This window comes from Sphingomonas lycopersici (genome assembly GCF_026130605.1).
GTDB lineage: Bacteria > Pseudomonadota > Alphaproteobacteria > Sphingomonadales > Sphingomonadaceae > Sphingomonas > Sphingomonas lycopersici.
This window is the reverse complement of sequence record NZ_JANFAU010000001.1, coordinates 509,048-530,592: the sequence shown is the minus strand read 5'-3', so window position 1 is coordinate 530,592 and position 21,545 is coordinate 509,048. Positions and strand designations below refer to the sequence as shown.

General features: G+C 71.0%; 10 protein-coding genes. 5 read left to right on the top strand and 5 right to left on the bottom strand.

Annotated elements, in window-relative coordinates:
• Positions 1 to 24: 24 nt before the first annotated feature.
• From NED98_RS02140 to NED98_RS02120, 5 genes are all read right to left on the bottom strand, one after another.
• Entirely contained in the window at positions 25 to 396 is a 372-nt protein-coding gene (locus NED98_RS02140; RefSeq protein ID WP_265311731.1) for a copper-binding protein, read from the bottom strand.
• Positions 393 to 3,533 (bottom strand): efflux RND transporter permease subunit, encoded by a 3,141-nt coding sequence (locus tag NED98_RS02135; RefSeq protein WP_265311730.1) that lies wholly within the window; start codon positions 3,531 to 3,533, stop codon positions 393 to 395. Before NED98_RS02135 ends, NED98_RS02140 begins: the two co-directional genes overlap by 4 nt.
• Complete coding sequence (locus NED98_RS02130) at positions 3,530 to 4,987, bottom strand: efflux RND transporter periplasmic adaptor subunit (RefSeq protein WP_265311729.1); 1,458 nt, start codon at positions 4,985 to 4,987, stop codon at positions 3,530 to 3,532. Before NED98_RS02130 ends, NED98_RS02135 begins: the two co-directional genes overlap by 4 nt.
• Positions 4,984 to 6,225: a TolC family protein gene (locus NED98_RS02125; RefSeq protein ID WP_265311728.1), complete on the bottom strand. Its 1,242-nt coding sequence runs from the start codon at positions 6,223 to 6,225 to the stop codon at positions 4,984 to 4,986. Before NED98_RS02125 ends, NED98_RS02130 begins: the two co-directional genes overlap by 4 nt.
• A gap of 88 nt (positions 6,226 to 6,313) precedes the next feature.
• Positions 6,314 to 6,673 (bottom strand): hypothetical protein, encoded by a 360-nt coding sequence (locus tag NED98_RS02120; protein WP_265311727.1) that lies wholly within the window; start codon positions 6,671 to 6,673, stop codon positions 6,314 to 6,316.
• Positions 6,674 to 7,150: 477 nt separating this feature from the next.
• Here NED98_RS02120 and NED98_RS02115 point away from each other — a divergent pair, with 477 nt between their 5' ends.
• The 5 genes from NED98_RS02115 to NED98_RS02095 all read left to right on the top strand — a co-directional run bounded on the left by NED98_RS02115 (position 7,151) and on the right by NED98_RS02095 (position 21,474).
• Positions 7,151 to 10,276: a CHAT domain-containing protein gene (locus NED98_RS02115; RefSeq protein WP_265311726.1), complete on the top strand. Its 3,126-nt coding sequence runs from the start codon at positions 7,151 to 7,153 to the stop codon at positions 10,274 to 10,276.
• 6 nt (positions 10,277 to 10,282) lie between these two features.
• Positions 10,283 to 12,313 (top strand): adenylate/guanylate cyclase domain-containing protein, encoded by a 2,031-nt coding sequence (locus tag NED98_RS02110; protein WP_265311725.1) that lies wholly within the window; start codon positions 10,283 to 10,285, stop codon positions 12,311 to 12,313.
• Positions 12,300 to 13,037, top strand: a complete 738-nt coding sequence (locus NED98_RS02105) for a hypothetical protein (protein WP_265311724.1) — start codon at positions 12,300 to 12,302, stop codon at positions 13,035 to 13,037. Before NED98_RS02110 ends, NED98_RS02105 begins: the two co-directional genes overlap by 14 nt.
• A 185-nt stretch (positions 13,038 to 13,222) precedes the next feature.
• Positions 13,223 to 15,016 (top strand): ShlB/FhaC/HecB family hemolysin secretion/activation protein, encoded by a 1,794-nt coding sequence (locus tag NED98_RS02100; RefSeq protein ID WP_265311723.1) that lies wholly within the window; start codon positions 13,223 to 13,225, stop codon positions 15,014 to 15,016.
• Positions 15,013 to 21,474 (top strand): histidine kinase, encoded by a 6,462-nt coding sequence (locus tag NED98_RS02095; protein WP_265311722.1) that lies wholly within the window; start codon positions 15,013 to 15,015, stop codon positions 21,472 to 21,474. The genes NED98_RS02100 and NED98_RS02095 overlap by 4 nt, the downstream gene beginning before the upstream one ends.
• Positions 21,475 to 21,545 lie beyond the last annotated feature (71 nt).

The following is a 21,545-nucleotide window of genomic DNA, read 5'->3' as shown; positions in this document are numbered from 1 at the left end:
TGTCGGCGGGCATCGACCGGCTCATCATTGCCTGTCGATCGCGGTGACCTCGCCCGAACCGCCTTCGAGCTTCAGCGCGAACGTCACCTGGTCGCCGGTCTTGACCTTGTCGAGCAGCGCGGGCTGGGCCTTGAACGCCATCGTCATCGCGGGCCAGCCGGCCTCGGCGATCGGGCCGTGGTCGAGCGTGATCGTGCCCGCGGTCTTGTCGATCGCGGTGACCGTGCCGATGCCGCTGGCGGTTTTCGCGGCCTCGGCGGGCATTGCCCTATTCCCCATCGCCGCCGGCATTTCGGGGCGATTGGCGACGGCGGATGCGGCGTGCTCATCTTGTTGGCCGCAGGCGGCGAGCAGGGCGGATACGGCGAGCAAAGCGCCGGCGTTGATCGGTTTCACGATATGTCTCCCTGGTTGAGTGAACGGCAACGCCGCCGCATCAGCAGATAGGCGGCGGGAATGACGAACATCGACAGGAGCGGCGCGGTGAGCATCCCGCCGATCATCGGCGCGGCGATGCGGCTCATCACTTCGGATCCGGCCCCGGTGCCGATCAGGATCGGCAGCAGCCCGGCGATGATCACCGCCACCGTCATCGCCTTGGGCCGGACGCGCAACAGCGCGCCTTCGCGGACCGCCTCCTCCACCTGATCCGGTGTCGGCCGGTCGCCGCGCTCGGCGAGTGCGTGTTTGAGATAGATCAGCATCACCACGCCGAACTCGGCCGCGACCCCGGCGAGCGCGATGAAGCCGACCGCGGTCGCGACCGATTGGTGATAGTCGAACAGGTAGAGCAGCCAGAACCCGCCGGTCAGCGCGAACGGCAGCGTCCCCATGATCAGCGCGGCTTCGTCGAGCCGCCGGAAGATCAGGAACAGCAGCAGGAAGATGATCGCCAGCGTCGCCGGCACGACGATCTTGAGCCGCTCGACCGCGCGCTGGAGATATTCGAACTGCCCCGCATAAGCGATGCTGACCCCCGGCGAGAGGCGGACATCCGCGGCGACCGCGCGGCGCAGATCGCCGACCACCGACGCGAGATCGCGACCGCGCGCGTCGACATAGACCCAGGTCGAGGGACGTCCGTTTTCGGTCTTGAGCATCGGCGGGCCATCGGCGACCCGCACGCGCGCGACGCTGCCGAGCGTGATCTGCTGCCCCGAAGGCGTGAGGATCGGCAGCGCGGCGAGTGCGGCGGGCGTATCGCGCAGCTCGCGCGGGTAGCGGACGCTGATCGGGTAGCGCGCGAGCCCGTCGACCGTCTGGCCGATATTCTCGCCGCCGACCGCGCCGGAGACGATCGCCTGCACGTCGGCGATATTGAGCCCGTAACGCGCGGCGGCGGTGCGATCGATGTCGACATCGACATAGCGCCCCCCGGTCAGCCGCTCGGCCAGCGCCGAGGCGACCCCCGGCACGCGTTTCGCGACGGTTTCGACCGCGCGCGCGACACGATCGATCTCGGTCAGGTCGGCGCCCGAGACCTTGACCCCGATCGGGCTCTTGATCCCGGTCGCGAGCATGTCGATGCGGTTGCGGATCGGCGGCACCCAGATGTTGGCGAGCCCCGGCACCTTGACCGCGCGATCGAGCGCTTCGACCAGTCCGTCGGGCGTCATCCCGGGGCGCCATTGATCGCGCGGCTTGAAACGGATCGTCGTCTCGAACATTTCGAGCGGGGCGGGATCGGTCGCGCTGTCGGCGCGCCCGGCCTTGCCGAACACGCTCTGCACCTCGGGCACCGATTTGATCATCCGATCGGTCTGCTGGAGCAATTCGGACGCCTTGGCCGCCGACAGCCCGGGCAGCGCCGAGGGCATGTAGAGCAGATCGCCCTCGTTCATCGGTGGCAGGAATTCGCCGCCGAGCCGCGTGGCAGGCCAGGCGGTCGTCGCGAAGACGAGCGCGGTGATGACCAGCGTGGTCTTCGGGCGCCGCAGCGCCCAGTCGATCGCGGGGCGATAGCCGGCGGTGAGCAGGCGGTTGATCGGGTTGGTGTGTTCAGCGGGGATGCGGCCACGGATCAGCCAGCCCATCAGCACCGGCACCAGCGTCACCGACAGGATCGCCGCGGCGGCCATCGTATAGGTCTTGGTGAAGGCGAGCGGGGCGAACAGCCGCCCCTCCTGCGCTTGCAGCGTGAACACCGGCACGAACGACAAGGTGACGATGAGCAGGCTGAAGAACAGCGCCGGGCCGACTTCGGCCGCGGCGGCGGTGATCAGCCGCCAACGTTGGGGATTGTCCAGCGCCGTGTCGGGATGCGCCGCCGCCCAGGCCTCAAGCTTCTTATGCGCATTCTCGATCATCACGATCGCCGCGTCGACCATCGCCCCGATCGCGATCGCGATCCCGCCGAGCGACATGATATTGGCGTTGACGCCCTGCAGGCGCATCACGACGAACGCCGCGAGCACGCCGAGCGGCAACGTCACGATCGCCACCAGCGCCGATCGCACGTGCCAGAGGAACAAGGCGCAGACGAGCCCGACGACGACGAACTCCTCGACGAGCTTGTGGGTGAGATTGTCGATCGCGGCATCGATCAGTTGCGAGCGATCGTAAGTGGGGACGATCGCGACCCCCGCGGGGAGGCTCTTCCTCAGCGCCGCCAATTTGGCTTTGACCGCCGCGATCGTGCCGCGCGCGTCGGCGCGCTGACGCAGGATCACGACCCCGCCCGCGACCTCGCCGTCGCCGTCGAGCTCGGCGATCCCGCGGCGCATTTCGGGGCCGGTCTGGATCGTCGCGACGTCGCCGAGCGTGACCGGCACGCCGCCCGCGCCGACGCGGAGCGGGATCGCGCGGAAATCGTCGAGCGATGTGAGATAGCCCGAGGCGCGGACCATATAATCGGCCTCGGCCAGTTCGAGCACCGAGCCTCCAGCCTCCTGATTGGCCTGCCGGATCGCCGCGACCGCCTGGGTGTGCGTCACCCCGAAGGCGGCGAGCTTCACCGGATCGAGCAGGACCTGATATTGTTTGACCATCCCCCCGATGCTCGCGACCTCGGCGATGCCGGGCAGGCTTTTCAGCTCATAGCGCAGGAACCAATCCTGCAACGAGCGGAGCTGCGACAGATCGTGCGCGCCGGTGCGATCGACCAGCGCATATTCATAGACCCAGCCGACCCCGGTCGCATCGGGGCCGATCGCGCTTTTTGCGGTCTCCGGCAGCCGGCCCTGCACCTGATTAAGATATTCGAGCACGCGGCTGCGCGCCCAGTAAAGGTCTGTGCCTTCGGCGAAGATCACATAGACGAAGGAGTAGCCGAAGAAACTGTAGCCGCGCACCGTCTTCGCGCCCGGCACCGACAGCATCGTGGTGGCGAGCGGATAGGTGACCTGGTTCTCGACGATCTGCGGCGCCTGGCCGGGCCAGGTGGTGCCGATGATCACCTGCGTGTCCGACAGATCGGGCAGCGCGTCGAGCGGGGTCGCGCGGACCGCCAGCAGCCCGGCAACGAGCAGCGCCAGCGCGCCAAGCACGACGAACAGCCGGTTGCGCACCGAGCCCTGGATGACGCGCGCGATCATCGGCCCGCCTCGCGCGCGATCGTCCGGATCGTCGGGCCTTCGCGCGCCTGATCGAAGCCGAACCGTACCCGATCGCCGACCTTGAAGTCGCGCGCCAGCGCCGGGGTGCCGACGCGGAAGGTCATCGTCATCGCCGGCCAGCTTAGCGCCGGGACCGGCTGGTGGCTCAGCGTGATCGCCTCGGTCGTGATCCGGTCGATGCGCCCGACGGTTTCATAGGCACCGGCGGGTTGCGCCGCAGCGATCGGTCGTGCCGGAATCGCCGCGAGGCTCGCCTCGGAATCGATCAGGAACTGGCCCGACGCGACGACCTTCTCACCCGCGGCGAGACCCGCGAGGATTTCGCTGCGGCCGCCGCTTTCGGCGCCGACGCGCACCTCGGCGGGCTGATAGCGCCCGCCGGGAAGCGCGAGCATCACCAGATTGCGCCGGCCGGTCCGGATCACCGCCTCGGTCGGGACGAGCAGCGCATCGCGCCCGTGCGCGCCGAAATCGACGCGCGCGAACATCCCGGGCCGGAGCCGCCCGCCGCGGTTCGGCAATTCGATCCGCACCGTGAGCGTTCGCGTGTCGGCCTGCACATTGGGCAGGATCGCCGAGACGCGGCCGGCGAACCGCTCGCCTGGAAAAGCGGTCAGCGTCGCGCCGGCGCTTTGCCCGGACCGCAGCTGCGCGGCCAGCGCCTCGGGCACCGCGGCATTGAGCCATACGGTGCCGATGCCGTTGATTTCGGCCAATGTCTGGCCGGCGGCCAAAGTCATCCCGGCGCGGACGCCGAGCGTCTTGATCATGCCGCCGATCGGGGTCGAAACGGTGAGCGTGTCGCGCGGGCGCCCGCCGGCCTCGACCGCCGCGATCGTCGCCGCGGGCATGCCGAGCAGCACGAGCCGCTGGCGCGCGGCGCGCGCGAGCGCCGCGTCGCCGGTACGGCGCACCGCGAGATATTCCCGCTGCGCGCCGCCCCATTCGGGGACGAGCAGATCGGCGAGCGCCGCGCCGGCGCCGATCACGTCGCCCGGCACGCGCGCATAGACGCGCGTGACGAAACCGCCGCTGCGCGCCTGCACCACCGCGACGTCGCGCTCGTTGAAATCGATCGTCCCGGCGGCGGTGAGCGCGCCGTCGAGCGTGCCGCGCTCGGCGGCGGCGATCCGCGCGCCGAGCCGCTGGAGGCGCGCCGGGTCGATCGCCGCGCCGGCCGCGCCGGGCGCCTCGTCGGCATATTTCGGAACCAGCGCCATATCCATGAACGGGGATTTGCCGGGCTTGTCGAAATGCTGCGACGGCACCATCGGATCGTACCAATAGAGGATCTTGCGGCCGTTTTCGGCGGCGGCGGGCGATGCCCCGCGCTGCCCGAAAGAGGCGATGCCGTAACCGGCGGCGCCGGCAACCAGCGCAAGGATCGCGGCGGCGACGCCGAGACGCGCGCGCATAGAGAGATGAGCGGTCATCGATCGTCGCTCCCGTAAGTGAGGACAAGCCGTGCGGCGTCGCGCGCCACGATCGCCGCGCGATCGAGCGTATCGAGCGACGCCTGCGCCAGCGCGGTCTGCGCGGCGATCAGCTCGGTCAGCGACGCGCGACCCGCGGCATAGCTGGCGGTCTCGAGATCGGCGCGCTGGCGGGCGAGCGGCAACAATGTCCGCTCGGCGCGCATCCATTGCTCGTGATGCATGACATGATCGGCAAGCCCGGCTTCGAGATCGGCGAAAAGCGCGCGGCGCATATCCTCCTGCTCGGCGAGCGCGGTCCCCTTTTCGGCGACCGCCGCGGCGATCATCGGGTCCTGACGCCGCTTGGCGAACAGCGGCAGGCTCGCGGTGACCCCGGCCGAGATCATATCGCCGTACCGCTCGGCGCGCCGGCCATAGCCGATATCGAAGCTCCAGTCGGGGCGTTTCTCGGCGCGCGCCGCGACGATATCCGCCTCGGCCCGCCCGGTCCGCGCGATCGTTGCGGCAAGGTCGGGGTGGCGGTCGACCGCCGCGCGCAACGCCGCCGGGTCGATCGCGAATGCCGGCACCGCGCCTTCGGGCTCGGGCGCGGGATCGCCGGTCCAGCGCGCCAGCGCCGCCCGCGCGCGCGCCGTTTCGGCGGCGATTTCGCTGCGCTTGTCTTCCAGCGCCGCGATCGCCTGGCGGATGTCGAGCGCCTGCGCCGGGCGGACACTGCCCGCGGCGACGCCCGATGCGGCTGCCGCGGCGATGCGGGTCAATCGCGCCAGCACATCGTCGATCGCCGCGCCGCGTTGGCCGGCGAAGGCGAGGTCGATCCAGGCGACCGCGGTGGCGATCCGCACGCGGCGGTCTTCCACCGCCGCCTGCGCCTCGCCGATCGCGACGTCCGCCGCCGCGCGTCCGCGCGCGGCGCGGCGCTTGGCAAGATTGGGCACGTCCTGCGTAACGCCGAGCCGGGTCATCGTCATCGGCTCGCCGTCGAAGGTGAAGGCGGGCGGGCCGGAGACCGGGAAATTCTCGATGCGCAGGCCGAGTTTGGGATCGGGCAATTGTCCCGCGGCGACCGCCGCCGAGCGGCGCGTGTCGATAGCCAGCCCGCGCGCGCGCAACGACGGCGCATTGCGTGCCGCTTGTGCCAGCGCCGCATCGAAGGTCAGCGATCCGGCGGATACCGCGCCGGGCAATGCCGCTAGCGCCGCGCTCAGCGCGGCAGCGGCCTTGAACAATGACATGGGAGGAATCCTCAGCTCGATCGGTCGATGGCCGCGGGTCCGCGCGCCCGACAGCAAACGGGCGTTGCGGACGCGGTGCGGCCGGCGATCAGCCGAGGGGTGAGGGCGGAGGCGTTTCGGGCGGGCGGTCGGTGCCGGCGAGCTCGCGCGCGGCGATGCCGAACAATTGGGATGCCGTGACGGCCGCCGGCGCGAACGGCGCGTCGGGCGCCGGCATCAGCGGCACCGCGCAGGCGGTCGCGGCGATACAATCGAGCGTCAGGCCCTGGCACGGCTTCTTGTCGGGCGTGGCGGGGTGCGCGCCCATCAGCGCCATGCAATCGGCATCCATCGTCTGCGCCGGCGCGGTCATCGCCATCGGCACGACGGCAGCGGATGCCGCGGTCTGCTCGCCGAGCAGTCCGATCACCGCGCCGAAGAGCAACAGCAAGGCGAGCATCCGCGTCATGGCCATTACATTAGGCGAGATGAGGAACGGCGGCAACCGGGGCCGGCCTGGCGGTGGGAACGGCGCCGACCGATGCTTATCGTCTTCCCGTTCATCGACAATTCTTGCTTAACGCCGGGTAAAAGTCCCGCGCGGCCGCGCCTTCGGGCGGTCACGACAGACATGATCCGCGCATTTGCGCCCGCGAGCGGGGCGAATATTAGGATTTCAATTGCAACCTAAAGGAAATGCTCGACAATTGCCGTTGTGCGACGACGAAAAGCGCCGTATGGAGCATGCCGATAAGTTCGATAACTGGTCGCGTAGTCAGTAAACTTCTTTTCGGGAAGGGCGATTTCGCCAGGCGACGACCGGTTCTGATAACATTCGCGCAATTCTTAACCGTTCGTTTCCCCTGGCGGCATAGCGGAGCAGCAGCAACGCATCATCACGATCGCGATCGACGAGCGTGATCGGGTGCGAAAAAGGGGACGGGGGATGAGCGGCTTGCGCGGTTTATGCGCCACATTCGCGATGCTCGGGCTGGTCGCGCCGGGCGTCTGCGGGGTGGGTTTCGCACAATCGGGAAACAAGCGCGCGCTGCTCGAAGACAGTTTTCGCATCGGCGGCGACGGCGGCGCGCTGTGCCAGGCGCAAAACAGCAGCGCCGATCCCGCCGCCCGTACGATGTTCGATCGCGCGTGGATGCTGGTGTGCCGCGACGCCGCCCGGCCGATCGGGCAGGTCTATATGCTGCGATCGAGCGGCGGCGACGACGCGGCGGTGCTGCTCGATCGGCTGGCCGCCTCGCGCAAGGCGACGGTCACTTGCGATGCGGCGCGCGATGCCGCGCTTCCCGGCCTCGGTGCGGTTTCGGTGCGCAACTGCACCGCGAGCGGCAGCGGCTATCGCATCGTCAGCGCGCGGCGCAACGGGCGGCTCTATGTCGCGCAGGGGCAGGCGATCTATGCGAGCGCGCTCGATCTCGCGCTGCGCACGGTGATCGCGGGCCGGCCGGTCCCGGGCAAGATCGATATCGTGACGACGGGGGCGGGGAACAGCGCCGCCTTCGCGCGGCTGCAGGCGACGACGCTCGATGCGCAATCGGCGCTGGCGGAAGGCTATCGCCGCAACGCCGCGGGCAATTATGCCGAGGCGGCGGAATTCTTCGACAGCCTCTTCGATCGCTTCGCGCAATCGCCCGAGGCGGCGGGGCTGACCCCGGTGGAGCGCGCCAATCGCGCGCACGAATATCTCATCAACCGCGCGTTGCAGCTTTCCAATCTGGGGTTGCGCGATCAGGCCGATGCCGCCTTCGCCCGCGCGCAGGCGATCGTCACCGCCGATGCGGTGCAGCTTCGCCTGCGCCGCAATTTCGAGGCGATGCATCATATCAACGGGCAGGATCTGGCGGGCGCGCTGGCGATCCTCGATCGGCCCTTGTCGGACGGCGCGGCGCTGGCCGAGGCGGATGCCGGATCGGTCGCGCTGACCCCCGAGGCGGCGGCGGAGATGAACAGCGGGGTGCCCGAGATGAAGGCGCTCGGCGTGCGGCAGGATACCAAGCTCACCCCGCGCGAACGCGCCGCGATCATCGATGCGCAGGCCGGGCAATTGCGCGGGACGATCCTGCGGCTCGAGGGCAAGCCGGCCGATGCGCGCGCGGCGCTGACGCGCGCGCAGGCCGATGCGGTGGCGATCCGCGACGGGCGCGTCACCTCGATCACGCGGCTGCGCGCGCAATTGCTCGGCGAGATCGCGCTGACGTGGGAGGCGCAGAAGGATTACGGCCAGGCCGAGGCATTGCTGCGGCAGGCGCTGGCGCTGCTCGCGGCGCAATATCCCGAAACCGCCGCGGTGAACGGCGCGCGGGCGCGGCTCGGCGCGTTCCTCGTGCGGCGCGGGCGGACCGACGATGCGCTGGCGACCTATGGCGCGATCTTCGCCTCGACCGCCGCCAACCACGCCGCGCTCACCGGGATGGCGAACCAGCTCCAGCCCTATTTCTCGCTGCTCGCGCGGGAGATTCCGCAGCGGCCGGCGCTGGCCGGCGATCTGTTCACCGCGTCGCAGATGCTCGTCCGGCCGGGGGCAGCGGATACGCTGGAGCTGCTGGCGCGCGAACTCTCGGCGGGCGACGACGAGGCGGCGCGGCTGTTCCGCCAGTCGGTTTCCCTGTCGCGTGATATCGAGCGGCAACGCATCGTGCTGGCGCAATTGATCCAGGACGCGCAGCAAGATGCGTCGCTGCGCCCGCGCATCGCGCAGCAGCAGGCCGATGTCGATGCGCTCGCCGCATCGCAGACCGCGACGCTCGCCGCGCTCGAACCCTATCCGCAATTCCGCGCAGTGAGCCCGCGGATCGTCTCGCTCGCCGAGATGCAGGCGACGCTCAAGCCCGGCGAGGGCTATTTCAAGCTCGCCCAGCTTGGCGACGCTTTCTATGCGATCTGGATCGATGACGCGGGCGCGACGGGCTATCAGCTCGCCGCGAGTGCGGGCGATGTCGCCGCCAGGGTCGCGGCGCTGCGCGAGACGATCTCGACCGAGGTCAACAACGCCCAGACCACTTATGCGCTCGACGTGCCGACCGCGCGCACGCTCTATACCGATCTGTTCGCGCCGATCGCGCCGCGGCTGGCGAAGGTGCGCCACCTGATCTTCGAGCCCGACGGCGCGATGCTGCAATTGCCGGTGACCTTGCTGGTCGCCGATCAGGCGGGGGTCGATACCTATGAGCGCCGCGTCGCGCAGGGGGCCGACGAATTCGATTTCCGCGGCATCGCCTGGCTCGGGCGCGATCATGCGGTGAGCACCGCGCTCTCGGCGCGCGCCTTCCGCGATGCGCGCGCGGCGGCGCCCTCGACCGCGCAGCATCGCTATATCGGCTTCGGCGACAATGCCCCGGTCGGCGGGATGATCAAGGCGGCGCTGACCCGCGGGACGGTGACGGGCGGCGCGAGCCCCGATTGCAGCTGGCCGGCGGCGCAGTGGAACAGCCCGATCCCGGCGACCGAATTGCGTGAAGCCGCGCGGGCGATCGGCGGCACGGGCAATGCGCTGATGACCGGCGCGGCCTTCACCGACGATGCGGTGCGCACGCGGGCCGATCTCAACCAGTTCCGCATCCTGCATTTCGCGACCCACGGGCTGGTCACCCCGCCGCGCGCGGGATGCCCGGCGCGCCCGGCGCTCGTCACCAGCTTCGCCGACACGCCGACCTCGCACGGCTTGCTCCAGTTCGGCGAGATCTTCGACCTCCGGCTCAACGCCGATCTCGTCATCCTCTCCGCCTGCGACACCGCGGGGGTGGCGGGGGCCGAGGCGACGCGCGAGACCGGGCTGACCGGCGGCGGCGGGACGTTCGACGGGCTGGTGCGCGCGTTCATCGGCGCGGGCAGCCGCTCGGTGATCGCAAGCCACTGGCCCGCGCCCGAAGCCTATCATGCGACCGAGCGGCTGATCGCGGGGATGTTCGATACCGGCGGGGAGCGCCCGATCGGCGAGGCGCTGCGCGCGGCGCAGGTGCGGCTGATGGACGATGCCGATACCTCGCACCCCTTCTATTGGGCGGGCTTTGCGATCGTCGGAGACGGTGCGCGCCCGCTGATCGCGGCGCGCTGAGCGGCGATGACGCGCGGCCTCGTCCCTCGAGCGATGCGCGTCGTGCGCGACGCCGGGCGCGGTCGGCTGGCCGCGGCGGTGCTGGTGCTCGCGCTCGCGCTGTTCGTCGCGGGGTGGGACTGGGGGCGCCCGCTCGGCGCGGGCACGCACGCGCGCGAGATCCCGACCGCCGACGCCGAACGCGGGCTCTATGACTGGCGCGCGGCGACCTTCGCGCCGCGCGTCGCGCAGGACAAGCGCCTCGTGATGATCGTCTATGACGACCAGACCCTGATCGCGACGCGCAAGCGCTCGCCGCTCGATCGCGGGCTGCTGGCGCGCGCGTTGCGCAATCTCGACGCGATGGGGGCGCATTCGATTGGGGTCGACATCCTGTTCGATCAGCCGCAGGACGAGGATAATGCGCTGCTCGCCGCGCTGCGCGCGATGCGCACCCCGGTGTGGCTCGGCTATGCCAATCTTGGCGACAACCGCGAACAGATCATCTTCGAGCAGCAGCAATATCTCGATCGCTTCATCCGCGCCGCGCGCACCGGTCGCGTGCGCCCGGCGAGCATCCGGCTCGAAACCGATTCGGACAATGTCGCGCGCAGCTGGCCGACCCCGCAGCCGGGCCAGCCGCCGCTGCTCGCGCTGGCGATGCGGCCCGCCGCCGCCTTCGCCGATTATCGCGGCGCGATCCGCTATCGCCTGCCCCAGCCGCAGCCCGACCGGTCGGAGGAGCCGGTGAACCCGAGCCTGCAGATCGACCTGATCGCCGATCCCGCGATGAGCGCCGCGCTCGCGCCGATGGTGCGCGGGCGCGACGTGCTGATCGGCGGCGACATCGTCGATATCGACCAGTTCGAAACCCCGCTCTCGGGGCGCGGCGCGCATTCGACGATGATCGGGCTGGAGGTACATGCGACGATGCTGGCGCAAGTGCTCGACGGGGCGCGGCTGCGCACGGTGCCGGTCGGCGTGCGCTGGCTGGCGGCGGCGCTGGTCGTGCTCGCCGCGGCGGCGACCAGCCTCGCCGAATTGCGCTGGCTGTGGCTCGGCCCGGCGCTGGTGGTGCAGGCCGGGGCGATCGGCGGGCTGCCGCTGGTGCTCCAGGCCAATGGCTGGGATACCAAGGGGCTGCCGGCGGCGGGCTGGGCGATCGCGTGGATCTTCGCCTTCACCGCGGTGGGCGTCGCGGCGCGCGCGGTGACCTCGCAGCAGCGCCGCTTCGCGCAATCGGCGCTCGGCAAATATCTGCCGCGCGATATCGCCACGCAGATCCTGCAGGAGCCCGAAAAGCTCGCGCTCCACGGCGAGAAGCGCGCGATCTTCACGCTGTTCACCGATCTCGAAGGCTTCACCAAGCTCAGCCACGCGATCGCGCCGGAAATGGTCGCGCAATTGCTCAACCGCTATCTCGATATGCTGAGCGACGTGGTGCTCGCGCACGGCGGGACGATCGACAAATTCGTCGGCGATGCGGTGGTCGCCTTCTGGGGCGCGCCGATCGCGCGCGATGACGATGCGTGCAACGCCGCGCAGGCGGCCTATGCGATGTGGCAGGCGGGGGAGGCGTTTCGTCGCGATCTGCCCGCCGGGGTGCCGCCGATCGGGCGCACCCGTGTCGGGCTGCATCACGGCGACGCGATCGTCGGCAATTTCGGCGGCGAGGGGCGCATCCAATATACCGCGCTGGGCGACAGCATGAACACCGCCTCGCGGCTCGAATCCGCCAATAAGAAGCTCGACACAAATGTGCTGGCGAGCCGCGAGGCGATGATCCTGTCGGGGCTCGACTGGTGGCGCGCGATGGGGCGGGTGCGGCTGCGCGGCCGGCAGACCCCGGTCGATATCTTCGAGCCGGCGCCCGATTTTCCGGCGGAGGAGCGCGCCGCGCTCGGCCATATCGTCACGGCGCTCGACGCGGGCGCCTGCCGCGACGCGGCGCTGGCGGACCTGCGCGCGATGATCGCACGCCACCCGCGCGACGCCGCGCTCGCCAATCTTCTCAACCGTTACGAGCATATCGAGGGAGGTGCCTATGACCTGGGATAGGATCGCGCTGCGCGGCGCAGTCGCCGGACTGGCGCTCGCGCTGGGGTCCGCGGCGATCGCCGACACGATCGTCGTGCGCGCGTCGGGGCCGTCGGCGAAAAACTATCCGCCGGGCCGCAAGCTCGCCGAAAGCGGGGCGCTCGCGCTCCAGCCCGGCGACGTCGTGACGCTGCTCGACGCGAAGGGCACGCGCACCTTGCGCGGGCCGGGCAATTTCAACGTCGCCGCCGCCAATGCCGCGCCCGCCGGCGGGGTCGCGCTCGCCGCCCTGCTCGATACCAAGCGCGTGCGCCGTGCGCGCACCGGGGCGGTGCGCGGCGGTGTCGGCCAGCCGGGCACGCCGCGTCGCCCCAATCTGTGGCTCGCCGATGTCGCGACGCCGGGCGCGCTCTGCGTCGCCGATCCGGCGACCCTCAAATTGTGGCGCGCCGACACGACCAGGGCGGCGACCGTCCAGATCGCGGGCGGGGGCGCACAGGCGACCGCGAGCTTCGCCGCCGGCGAGGCGATCGCCGCCTGGCCCGCCGCGCTGCCGGTGCGCGACGGCGCCAGCTATCGCGTGAGCGCGGACGGCCATCCCGCCGAGATCCGCGTTGCGCTGATCGATGCCGGGACGGCGGGGATGGACACGATCGCGTCGACGCTGATCGCGCACGGCTGCACCGCGCAGCTCGACCTGCTGGTCGATGCCGCCGCACCTGCCGACACGGCGGCAAAGGATTGAAACTACAGGAAAGCCTGCTTGTCGCGAGACGGGCGGACTGATAGCCTCGGGGTGGATCGCGCCGGATCAGGCGCCATCCCACCCGGGCCGCAAAAAGGGCGGCGCCACGGCACAACGCCAGCGCGCGCACAGGGTTCAGGACGGGCGGCCTGCCACAGGCCGCCCGACGGTTCGGGGGACAGGGAATGCGGGTTCATCAGGGTTTCGGGCGTGCGGCGCTGTGGCGCTTTGCGCTGGGCCTTACGGCATTGGCCCCGGCGCCGGTTGCAGCGCAGGTTACCGCGCGCCCGCCGACCCGCGAGGAATTGTCGCGCGGCGCGCTTACCGGCGAGCCGGCGGCGCCGGGCGGGCGGCTGACGGTGGTCGGCGGGGTCGAGCGCGCGCCGTGCCCGCTCGCCGATCCGCGCTACGCCAATGTCACGGTCAATTTCAGCGACGTCCGGCTCGAAGGGCTGCGCGTCGTCGACCCCGGGGCGCTGCGCGACACGTGGAGCGACCTTGCCGGCCACGATGTGCCGATCGCCAGCCTGTGCGAGGTGCGCGACCGTATCGCCACCGCATTGCGCCAGATGGGCTATCTCGCCGCGGTGCAGGTGCCGCCGCAGCGCATCGACAAGGGTGGTGTCGTCCGGCTCGACGTGTTCATGGCGAGGCTGGTTGCGATCGAGGTGCGCGGCGAGGCGGGCAACAGCGAGCGGCTGATAGCGGCGCATATGGAGGCGCTGAAGGACGAGCCGGTGTTCAACGTCCACGAGGCCGAACGTCATCTGCTGCTCGCGCGCGATCTGCCCGGTTATGACGTCCGGCTCGCGCTCCGCCCCGCGGGCACCGCGCCGGGCGAGGTGATCGGCGAGGTGACGGTGACGCGCCGACGTATCGAAGTCGATATCAACGTGCAGAATCTGGGCAGCAGCGCGGTGGGGCCGGTCGGCGGGCTTGCGCGGTTGCGGATCAACGATCTCACCGGGCTGGGCGACAGCACGACGTTCAGCGTCTTTAACACCGCGCAGCCGAGCGAGCAGACCGTGCTCGAGGTCGGGCACAATATGGCGCTGGGCAGCAACGGGCTCAGGCTGTCGGGCGATTTCACTTATGCGTGGAGCAAGCCCGATGTCGTCGGCGGGCAGCTTTCGTCGACCACGATGATCGCGACCGGCGCGTTGAGTTATCCGCTGATTCGGCGACAGGTCCGCACGCTGATGGCGACCAGCGGGATCGACGTGATCGATCAGGATCTGCGCTTCGGTAGCGGCGCGGCGCGGGTGCCCTTGTCGCGCGATCGGCTGCGCGTGCTGTTCGCGCGGCTCGATGGCGATCTGATCGACCCGGAGAGCGTCGTCAGCGCCAATGGCTATTCGGCGCTCGAGCCGCGTTGGCATCTCGGTGGTTCGCTCGAATTGCGTCAGGGGCTCGCCGGGCTCGGCGCGAGCAAGGCATGCCGCGCGCTCGTCGGCTGCGGCACGCCGGTGAGCCGCGAGGGCGGCGACGCCTCCGCCTTCATCGTACGGGCGAGCGCGCAGGCCGAATTCCGCCCGACCCCGATGTTCACGATCGCGCTCGCGCCGCGCGCGCAATATAGCCCGGACGTGCTGCTCTCCTATGAGCAGATCAGCGCGGGCAATTACACCGTCGGGCGCGGCTATGATCCGGGGACGCTGACCGGCGACAGCGGCTTCGGCGTCTCGACCGAATTGCGCTACGGCCGGCTCGTGCCGCGCGGGGCGAAGCCGTTCGCGTTCCAGCCGTTCGTGTTCATGGATAGCGCCTGGGTGTGGCACCACGGCGCCAGCTATGCCGGGTTCGATCCGCAGCGGCTGGTTTCCGCCGGCGGGGGCGTGCGCGCCACCTGGGCGGGCCACGCGCGGCTCGACCTCACCGTCGCCACCCCGTTGCGCACCGCCGGTTTCCAGACCGAGCGCGGCGCGGCGCGGGTGTTGTTCTCGCTCAGCACGCAACTCCTGCCGTGGAGGCACCAATGACCCGTTCGACCCGGATGCTGCTCGGCGCGCGCGCCAGCGCCTTGGCGCTCGCGGTGGCGTGGGCGGTGTCGCCCGCCGGCGCGCAGACCTTCCCCGGCGGGGCGCAGGCGACCCCCAGCTACGATCCCGCCAAGGTGAGCATCTCGTCGGGATCGAATGTCGATAATATCACCGTCAACAGTGCGCAGGCGGTGATCAACTGGACGCCGCCGCCGAGCAGCGGGACGATCGACTTCCTCCCCGCCGGCCATGCGATGAACTTCAGCGGACCGGTCAGCTCGTTCGCGCCTTATACCGTCCTCAACCGGGTGGTGCCGGGCGGGACGGTCGCGCAGGCGATCGCGCTCAACGGCACGGTGCAGAGCGATTCGCTCGGATCGATCTGGTTCTATTCGCCGGGCGGGATCATCGCCGGGGCGACGAGCGTGTTCAACGTCGGGTCGCTGGTGCTGACCGCCAACGATATCGACACCACCGGGGGGCTGTACGGCGCCACCGGCGAGATCCGCTTCCGCGGCGCGGCGGGCAGCAATGCGGCGGTGCAGATCGCCCCGGGGGCGACGATCAACGCGCTGACGCCGGGCACCTATGTCGCGCTCGTCGCGCCGCGCGTCGCGCAGGGCGGGACGATCAACGTCGGCGGATCGGCAGCCTATGTCGCGGCGGAGAGCGCGGATATCCGGATCAACGCCGGGCTGTTCGATATCACGGTCAACGCCGGCACCACTGACGCCAACGGCATCGTCCACACCGGCGACACCAACGGCCAGATCGCCTCGGGCGGCGGCGAGGCGCGGCGCATCTATATGGTCGCCGTTCCCAAGAACAATGCGCTGACCATGCTGCTGTCGGGCAATATCGGTTATGTGCCCGCGGGCGCTGCGATCCCCGACGATAACGGCGTGGTGCTCTCGGCGGGCTATGATCTCGCGGGCGGCGCGGTCGCCACCCCGCGCAACGCGACCGCGACCGCGGACGCCGGGTTCACGATCGGCGCGAGCTTCTGGCAATCGGTGCTCAACGGCGCCGCGACCGGCGATATCGCGATCAACACCGGCGGCGGCGCGCGCGCCGGTTTCGGCGCGGACGTGACGCTCTCGGCCGAACGCAGCATCGCCTTGCTCGCGGGCCAGTCCGGCGGGATCAGCGTTGCGGGCAACATGACGCTGACCGCGGGCGTCGGCGCCACCGGCGGGGCGATCAGCCTGACGAGCATCGGGGGCACCGGCTCGGTCGACCTCGACGGCAGTATCGGCATCGCCGGCGGGCTGACGCTCAACGCCTTCGGCGACGGGTCGGCGGGGGTGAGCGGGACGCCGACGACCGGCGCCGATGCGTTCGGCGGGACGATCGCGCTCATCGCCAATGGCGGGACGATCAGCGCATCGACGCTTTTCGCCAATGCCACCGCGAACGGCGGCTATGGCACCGATCGCTCGGGCAATGCGACCGGGGGCAGCATTGCGCTTTCCGCGCTTAGCGCGCCGCCGCCGGCCGGAAAACCGGGGGGATTGCTGCAGTTCGCCGCGACGACGCTCGACGCGTCCGCCAGTACGCCGACGCAATTCGCCGCCGCGCCGACCAACGGCGGTTCGGGGTTCGGCGGCAGCATCGCGCTGACCGGCGCGGGCGGGGTGCTTGATCTCGGCTCGGTCAGCGCGACCGCGCAGGCGACCGGCGGCAATGCCGGCACCGGCAGCGCGGGCAATGCGACCGGCGGGAATATCAGCGTCGCGATATCCGCGGGCACGCATCAATGGAGCGGGTTCACCGCCGATGTCGGGGCCAATCCGGGCTATTCCAGCAACGGCGGCAATTTCGGCGCGGCGGTCCCCGGGGCGAACGGGATCGCGATCGATGTCGGCGGCCCCGGCAGCCTGACGCTCGACGGCTTCGTCTCGCTTTCCGCCGATGCGACGATGACCGGCGTCGGCGCGGCGGGGGCGGCGTCGCGCGCCGGGCGGATCTCGCTGCTGGCGCATGACGGCGGCACACTGGCGATCGGCAGCAATCTGTCGGTCAGCGCGATCGCGCGTGCCTTTGCGCCGGATTTCGGCACGACCACCGGGCTGCGCTCGCCCGATCTTTTCGGCGGGACGATCAGCATCGGCGCGGCCGGGGGGACGTTCACCACACCGGGGCTGCAGGTCGACGCCTCGGCCTATGCGCCGCAGGGCGGGTTCGGCAATCCGGCGCAGTCGGGCAATGCGACCGGGGGCGACGTTACGCTGTTCGCGAGCGCGTCGGGCGGCGCGCGCGGCAATCTCACGCTCAGCAATTGCGCGTCTTTCGGCTGTTTTGCCTCGGCGAACGGCGGTGGCGGGGTTGGGCCGGCGGGGTCCAACGGCACCGGCGGGACGATCCTGCTCTATGCCGTCGACGCGGATTTCTCCGCGCCGGGCCGCATGACTCTGTCGGCGACCGGCGACGGCGGCGCGCCGGGGTTCAGCAGCGCGGGCGGGCGCAGCGGCGACGGGCTCGGCGGCCGCGTGACGGTGGAGAGCCGCACCGGCGCCACCAATGACGCGACGCTGGCGTTCGACAATCTCGATCTGATCGCGAGCGGCACCTCCGCCGCGACCGGCGAAGGCGTGTTCTTCAACCAGGGCGACGGCGGCAACGGCACCGGCGGCACCGCGAGCATCAACCTCGCCGCGGGCAATTTCACCGCGGGCCAGGTGACGGCCGATATTTCGGGGACCGGCGGGTCCTCGGCGGTCAATTGCCCGACCTGTCCGGGTGGGGGCACGACGCCGTTCCAGGCCGGTACGGGGCAGGGCGGCACCGGCAATCTGCTCGTCACCGGCGGCACCGCGACGATCGCCGGGGTGACGCTTCGCGCGCAGGGTTTCGGCGGCCAATCGGGCAGCGAGGGTTCGCCGCCGCAAACCGCCGCGCTCGCCGGCGTCGGGCGCGGCGGCACGGCGATGCTCGAATCGCGCGATGGCACGCTCCAGCTCGATATGCTGACGCTCGACGCCGGCGGGTTCGGGGGCAGCGGCAGCGGCTTTTTCGACAGCGACGGCGCGGACGGCGGCGCCGGATTCGGCGGCACCGCGCGGGTGCAGATGACCGCGGGCGGCACCGGGCTGGTCACGATCGCCAACGGCATCACACTCGGCGCAGACGGCATCGGCGGCGCGGGATCGACGATCGCGGTCAGCACCCCGGGGCTTTATCGCGCGGGGAACGGCGGGGCGGGAACCGGCGGCGTCGCCGAGGTGGTGCTCGCGGGCGGCACGCTGACGCTGCCGTCGCTCACGCTCTCGGCGCGGGGGATCGGCGGCACGGGCGGCGACAATGGCAGCGACGGCGCCGGCGGCGCGGGGGGCAGCGGCACCGGCGGCACCGCGAACTTCGCCTATCGCAACGAGGGGCATGCGATCGGCGCGGCGGTGGTCGACGCCAGCGGGCAGGGCGGGCAGGCCGGCCAGGCGCGCAGCATCACCGGCTTCGATGCGACCGGCAAGCCGATCTACGCTTATGGCACCGGTGCGGGCGGGCAGGGCGGTCGCGGCACCGGCGGGACGGTCAATGCGCTGGTCGATGTCGATCCCACCTACGCCAGTCTCACGATCAGCGCCGACGGTATCGGCAGCATCGGTGCCAATGGCGGCACCGGGGGCGCGGGCGGCGCGGGCGTCGGCGGCAATGCGACGCTCGATATCGCGTTCGGGACGACGACGGTGAGCAACGCGTTGCGCGTCACCGCCGCTGGGCAGGGCGGTGCCGGGGGCGACGGCTATTATGGCGCGGGCGGGCGCGGCGGGGATGCCGCGGGCGGCACCGCAACGCTGAACGTCGCGGGCGCGTCGGCGGTGCTCAATGCCGGCGACAGCGCGGTGCTGGCGCAGGCGCAGGGCGGCGCGGGCGGCCTCGGCGGATTGCAGGGGCTTCCCGATGTGCCGGGAGCGAGCGGCGGCAATGCGGCCGGCGGCACGGCCCTGTTCGCGATCGGCAACGGCGGCGCCGCGTCGACCGGCGTGCTGCTCGTCAGCGCCGATGCGACCGGCGGCGCCGGGATGCCCGGCACGGCCGGCGCGACGGGCGGTACGGGTGGCAATGGCGGCAACGCGACCGCCGGCACCGCGACGCTGCAGATCGCCGGCGGCCGCCTCGTATCGGGCGACACCCGCGCGAGCTATCGCATTACCGCGATCGGACAGGGCGGCGCTGGGGCGGCGGGCAGCGCGGCGAGCGGCGCCGGCGGAAACGGCGGCAATGGCGCGGGCGGCACCGCCGCCTTCGACGCCAGCAACGGCGATTATGCGCTCGGCACGCTCGACATCATCGCCGACGGGATCGGCGGCGCGGCCGGTGCCGGCCCGAGCGCGGGCGTGGCAGGCACCGGCAGCGGCGGGGCCGCGCGCTTCGCCAACGGCGATGCCGGCCTGCTCGCGCCGGGTGCGCAGCGGTTGATCGATACGCTCTCGCTCCACGCCAATGGCGATAGCGCGGGGCGGGTGCTGTTCGCCGATACCTCATCGGCGCCGAACGGCGGGCTGACCGTCACCGGCGCGCTGTCGCTGGCCAGCCTCGGCGCGCCGGTTGCGGGCTTCTCGGCGATCGCCGTCTCGGCGACGGCCAACCAGGTGCAGGTGGGCGGCGACGCGACCTTCGACACCAGCGGTCCGCTGTCCTTCGCCTTTGCCGGCGGGGGCGGCGTCACCGCCGCGGGGGCGCTGACGGGAAGCTCGGGCAGCACGATCGACATGAGCTACACCGGCCAGCCGGCCGGGGTCGACAGCCTGACCGGCAACACGATCACGCTGACCGCGCCGGGCAATGTCACGATGACGGGTCCCGGCTCGCTGCGCGCGGTCAATGCGCTGACGATCACCAGCGGCGGCGCGATCGGCTTCGCGACGGGCAGCGCGATCAACGCCGGCACCGACGTGACGCTGACCGGGCAGGGCATTAACGCGGCGGGCCTCTCCGCGGGCGGCCAGGCCTTGCTTGACGCCGGGACGGGGAGCCTGTTCGCGAGCAATCTGGCGGTCGTCGGGTCGATCACCGCAACGGGTGTGGGGATCAACCTCGCCGGTCCGGGCGCGATGACGATCGCCACCGCCAATGCCGGCACCGGCGCGCTGACGCTCAGCGCGGGGACGATCAACGCGACGAGCCTCGTCGCCGGCGGACCGATCAGCGCGACCGCTGTGGGCAACGCGCAATTCGGCAACGTGCAATCGACCGCCGGTGGTATCACGATCAGCGCAGGCGCGATCAATGCGACGACGCTCGCCGCGGTGGGCCCGATCGGTGCGACCGCCACCGGTAACGCGAGCTTCGGCGACGTGCAGTCGGGCACCGGCGTCACGATCAATGCCAGCGGGCTGGCGAGCTTCGCCGGCGGGGTCGGGGGGACCTCGATCGCGGTCACCTCGCGGGATATCGCGATTGCCCTCGGCGCGACGATCGGGACCCCGGGGGTGACGCGCAACGCCACCTTCACCTCGGTCGGCGGTACCACGGCGGCGGGCACGAGCGCCCCGGCCTATATCGGCGGCGGCGACGTGGCGGGCGCCTACAGCCTGTCGGCGGCCGAACTGGCGCGGGTCTTCGCGAACGATATCGCGATCGTCGCACCCGCGCTGGGCTCGGCCAATACGCCGTCGGTCTTCGTGCGCGCGCTGACGCTCGGCACCGCGACCTTGCCGGGCGGCGGGACGCTGTCGATCACCACGCCGGGCTCGATGCAGGTCGAGGGCACGGTCCAGCTCACCGGGCGCACCGCGACCGGCGGGCTGGCGCTGTCGGCGGGTGAAACGCTGGCGGTGATCGCCGGTCTCGGCGCGATCGACATCAACGACGGCAATGGCGGCCTCGCCGGAATGCTGACATTGCGCGGCCGCACGATCATCGCCGCAACGCAGGCGGCGATCGGCGATGTCGCGGCGATGCCGACGGTCGATGCGCGCGATCGGCGGCTCGCGCAGAATGACGGGGTGCTGAGCGACGCCGGTATCCTGCGCGCCGCGACAATCAACGCCAATGTGTCGGACGGGCTGTTCATCCAGAATACCGGGAGCGCCACCGATTTCGATTCGCGTCGCGGCTTCACCGCCAACAATGTCGCGATCACCACCACCGGCGCGGCGCAGATCGCGATCAACGGCCGGCTGACCGGCACGGGCAGCAGCTTCGTCACCGGCCGGCACACGGGGCCGCAGGTGTCGATCAACGGCGCGCTCGACGGCCGGGCGGGCGGCTATGTCATCGGATCGAAGATCAACGGCTGCCTGATCGGCACCGCGGGTAGCTGCGTCGATCTCAACACCGTGCTCGAACCGCACGGCACGATCGAAGGCCAGCTCGATCCGATCGCCGCGGTGCCGCGCGCGCTGAGCCTGTCGCTGATCGAATTGTGGGACGCCGCCACACAGGGCTTCCCGCCGCTGATCGACGAGCCGGTGACCGGGGCGGGCAACGACGATCTGTGGCAGCGCAAGCCATGAGCCAGGATCCCGGAATCGCGACCGAAACGGGATTGAAACGACCGGCCGATATCGGGCAGGGATGGCACGGT

Bases quoted from the DNA above. Each gene is read 5' to 3' on its own strand.
- NED98_RS02135 (WP_265311730.1), bottom strand. From the start codon at position 3,533: ATGATCGCGCGCGTCATCCAGGGCTCGGTGCGCAACCGGCTGTTCGTC.
- NED98_RS02130 (WP_265311729.1), bottom strand. From the start codon at position 4,987: ATGACCGCTCATCTCTCTATGCGCGCGCGTCTCGGCGTCGCCGCCGCG.
- NED98_RS02125 (WP_265311728.1), bottom strand. From the start codon at position 6,225: ATGTCATTGTTCAAGGCCGCTGCCGCGCTGAGCGCGGCGCTAGCGGCA.
- NED98_RS02120 (WP_265311727.1), bottom strand. From the start codon at position 6,673: ATGACGCGGATGCTCGCCTTGCTGTTGCTCTTCGGCGCGGTGATCGGA.
- NED98_RS02115 (WP_265311726.1), top strand. From the start codon at position 7,151: ATGAGCGGCTTGCGCGGTTTATGCGCCACATTCGCGATGCTCGGGCTG.
- NED98_RS02110 (WP_265311725.1), top strand. From the start codon at position 10,283: ATGACGCGCGGCCTCGTCCCTCGAGCGATGCGCGTCGTGCGCGACGCC.
- NED98_RS02105 (WP_265311724.1), top strand. From the start codon at position 12,300: ATGACCTGGGATAGGATCGCGCTGCGCGGCGCAGTCGCCGGACTGGCG.
- NED98_RS02100 (WP_265311723.1), top strand. From the start codon at position 13,223: ATGCGGGTTCATCAGGGTTTCGGGCGTGCGGCGCTGTGGCGCTTTGCG.
- NED98_RS02095 (WP_265311722.1), top strand. From the start codon at position 15,013: ATGACCCGTTCGACCCGGATGCTGCTCGGCGCGCGCGCCAGCGCCTTG.